General features: G+C 67.7%; 5 protein-coding genes and 1 other annotated feature. Of the genes, 1 reads left to right on the forward strand and 4 read right to left on the reverse strand.

Annotation, left to right across the window (positions count from 1 at the left end; translation table 11 throughout):
- Window positions 1–164: 164 nt before the first annotated feature.
- The 4 genes from N801_RS18785 to N801_RS20900 all read right to left on the reverse strand — a co-directional run bounded on the left by N801_RS18785 (window position 165) and on the right by N801_RS20900 (window position 1,988).
- A complete protein-coding gene (locus N801_RS18785; protein WP_156996928.1) occupies window positions 165–983 on the reverse strand; it encodes an IS3 family transposase in 819 nt (272 codons plus the stop codon).
- Window positions 894–1,022 (reverse strand) — a sequence feature (AL1L pseudoknot). It overlaps the preceding gene by 90 nt.
- Window positions 980–1,312, reverse strand: coding sequence for a transposase (locus N801_RS22055; RefSeq protein WP_035940841.1), 333 nt, complete (start codon window positions 1,310–1,312; stop codon window positions 980–982). It overlaps the preceding feature by 43 nt. Before N801_RS22055 ends, N801_RS18785 begins: the two co-directional genes overlap by 4 nt.
- Before the next feature lie 22 nt (window positions 1,313–1,334).
- Window positions 1,335–1,502, reverse strand: a complete 168-nt coding sequence (locus N801_RS20895; RefSeq protein WP_156996930.1) for a hypothetical protein — start codon at window positions 1,500–1,502, stop codon at window positions 1,335–1,337.
- Between the two features lie 336 nt (window positions 1,503–1,838).
- Window positions 1,839–1,988, reverse strand: a complete 150-nt coding sequence (locus tag N801_RS20900) for a hypothetical protein (RefSeq protein ID WP_169744302.1) — start codon at window positions 1,986–1,988, stop codon at window positions 1,839–1,841.
- A gap of 159 nt (window positions 1,989–2,147) precedes the next feature.
- Between N801_RS20900 and N801_RS18795 the strand changes: the two genes are divergently transcribed.
- On the forward strand, window positions 2,148–3,262 hold a 1,115-nt coding region (locus N801_RS18795), incomplete at its 3' end, for a heavy metal translocating P-type ATPase (RefSeq protein WP_035940842.1).

Here is a 3,262-nt window from a genome sequence, read left to right on the forward strand (position 1 = left end):
GGTTGTCACCTATTGGTGCAGCAGTCCCGACAGGACACTCAAGGTGCTGAAGCAAGGCCCCTATTGGGTCACGACGCGTCGCCGATGATCGCGGTGTGGATGGCAGGTCGATAGGCCGACAGATCAACGCGTTGGCAGGCCGAGGCCGCCAGTCGTACGACGGGTCAGGCCGTTAGCTGTGACCGCCAGTCGTAGCTCGGGTCAAGCTCGGGACCTGCCATCCACGACCCCATGATGGACTGAGTGTCGTACGAGTCGCCCTTGGACCCGACGGAGGCGATGATGCCGAGTTCTTCGAGGCGCTCGGTGTAGCGAATGGCGAGGTACTGAACGCCTCTGTCGCTGTGGTGGATCAGCCCGGCGAGGTCGTGGCCTTCGTGTTGTCGTGCCCAGATGCCCTGCTCGAGGGCATCCAACGCCAGGTCGGTGCGCAGTGACGCCGAGACCCGCCAGCCGACGATCCGGCGGGAGAACAGGTCCAGGACGAATGCGACGTAGACGAACCCGACCCAGGTGGGGACGTAGGTGATGTCGGCGACCCAGCGGGTGTTGGGTGCCGCGGCGGAGAAGTCCCGGTTCAGGGCGTCCTCGGGACGGTGATCAGTGGCGGGGATCGTGGTGCGCGGCTTCTTGTGGTCGCCGGCGGTCGCGCCCCGCAGCCCGAGGGCTCTCATGCGGCGGGCCACGGTGCATCGCGCCACCGCCGGGTAGGTGTCCCCGGTCGGTGCACCGTGCTCGTCGAGGAGCTGCTGCCGGTTGAGGGCTTTCCACATCTTGCGGACCCCGTACACCCGGTAGTTGTCCTCGAACAGCGCCACGATCCGCTCATCCAACGCGGCGTCGGTGACGGCCCGGGGCGAGGGCGGTCGCGTCTTGGCGGCGTAGTAGGTGCTCGGGGCGATCTTGGCGTCCGCGTCGGTCAGGACGGTGCAGATCGGCTCGACCCCGAACTCCTCCTTGTGCTGGTCGACGTAGGCGATCAGCGTGTCGAGGGGCGGTCGAGCTCCGCCGCGAAGAAAGCCGACGCGCTCTTGAGGATCGCGTTCGCCCGGCGAAGCTCACGAACTTCCCGCTCCAACGCCGTGATCCGGGCGACCGGGTCCTCGGTCACCTCGACCGCTCGAGGAGACCGGGCACCAGCGACACCGTTACGGAACCAGTTCCGCAGTGTCGCGCCCGGGATCCCGAGCTGGTCGCCGACCTGGGTACACACGCGCTTGTGCGACAGCCCAGGGCTCTCCTTCAACGTCTCCTCAACCATGCGAACGGCGCGTTCACGCAGCTCGTCGCTGTACTTCCTTGGTGCAGGCATGACTCCAGCCTCCCTGAAGAGGTCACGACCCTCCACCAAACCCGGGGCGGTTCAGTGCGGCCGCCAAGAGCAGCACCACCTTCTCGACCAGCCCGGTGTCCTGGGAACCAAGCACCATTGTGAATGCACCTGCGACGAGGACGCCAAGCAGCGCGAGCAGCACCTGCGCCAACCGCACGACGAACGTCATGCAACGACGCTACGCCGCAGCGAATCGCGTTGGAATACTGCGCGCGAGCTTGCGAGTAGGTGTGTCGCTGCGCCGCCTATCGCTCACTAGGGGCAGGGCGTGGAACGCTCACTGTGTCGCCCGCCTGCGGCGGGCGTGGTCGATCTCGACGTGCACCGCAGGCATGTCGTGTCCTCGTCTGGGGAGCAGCCAGGTGGCTGCCAGGCAGTCCGGTACCCGCGCGCAACGATGCACACCGACGTCGCGTTCGCACCGTCGGTTCCTTGGAACAAGGCGATCGTCGGGTTCTTCCCGCCCCGTTCCCGGTGACTGCCGCTTTGCTCGGCGATCGGGTGATTACTCGGCGAACGGCGCGAGCCGGATGGCTGCAGCGAATGCGCCGTAGCGGTGCAGGAACCGCGCTCGCCCCTCCGGGACAGGGGCCACCTCGGCTCGGAACGCCTGCGTGAAGACGTCCTTGAAGCCCTCGCGCGGGTGCAGCGTCACGGTGTCGGACCGCACGGTGTCGGGAATCCGCGACGGACGAGCTCTCCGTACGACGGCGAAGCGTCCAAGTCCCTGATCGCCTCATGGAATACCCCCTGGGGGTATAACGTTGTCTTGAATGACGGTGAGTGTCGAGCCGACCGACGGAGAGGTGTTGTCATGAGCCAGAGGACCGTCCTGCAACTGGGGGGCCTGCACTGGGCCACCTCCGCTCACGCCATCGAGTCCACGCTGACCCGTCGGCACGGTGTTGAGGCGATCGAGGCCAACGCGGCGAACCAGACCGCCACCGTGACGTACGACCCCGGGGTCACGTCAGTGGCGGAGCTCGCGGGGTGGGTTCGCGACTGCGGCTATCACTGCTCAGGTCGGTCGGTGCCGGACCACATGTGCGAGCCGATGGGAGAGCCCTCGACGGGCGACGCGGCCCACCCGGACCCCCACAGCCGGCAGGCCAGACAGCCCAGCACTCACTCCCCGCACGAGATGATGGGCCACGGGGGACACGCAGGCATGTCGATGGACGACATGGTCCGGGACATGCGCAACCGCTTCCTTGTCGCCCTGGCGTTCACCGCGGGGATCACGTTGTGGTCGCCCATGGGTCGGGACATGCTCGGCTTCGACGCGCCGACGCCGTTCGGGCTGCGCGACGACGTGTTCGCCCTGCTCTTGAGCCTGCCGGTCGTCTTCCACGCCGCGTGGATCTTCTTCGACGGGGCCTGGCGGGCGCTGCGCAACCGCACCCTCGACATGATGGTGCTCGTCGCCGTCGCGGTCGGCGCGGGCTGGCTCTACAGCGTCGGCGTCACCGTCACCGGCGGGGGAGAGGTCTTCTACGAAGCCGCCGCGATGCTCACCACGTTCGTGCTGCTCGGACACTGGTTCGAGATGCGTGCTCGCGGAGGCGCCAACGACGCGATCCGTGCACTCATGGACCTGGCACCACCCAGGGCCACGGTCCTGCGCGGCGACGAGGAGGTCGAGATCCCCACCGCCGAGGTGGTCGTGGGCGACCTCGTGCTGATCCGCCCCGGTGGCAAGGTGCCGGTGGACGGGACGGTGCAGGACGGCATATCAGAGGTCGACGAGTCGATGGTGACCGGCGAGAGCATGCCGGTGGGCAAGTCACCCGGCGCCGAGGTGATCGGCGCCTCGATCAACACGACGGGCACTCTGCGGGTCCGCGCCACCAAGGTCGGCTCGGACACGGCGCTGGCACAGATCGTGGCCCTGGTGCAGGAAGCCCAGAACTCCAAGGCCCCCGGACAGCG

Origin of the sequence: Knoellia aerolata DSM 18566 (assembly GCF_000768695.1) — a bacterium.
Lineage (GTDB): Bacteria > Actinomycetota > Actinomycetes > Actinomycetales > Dermatophilaceae > Knoellia > Knoellia aerolata.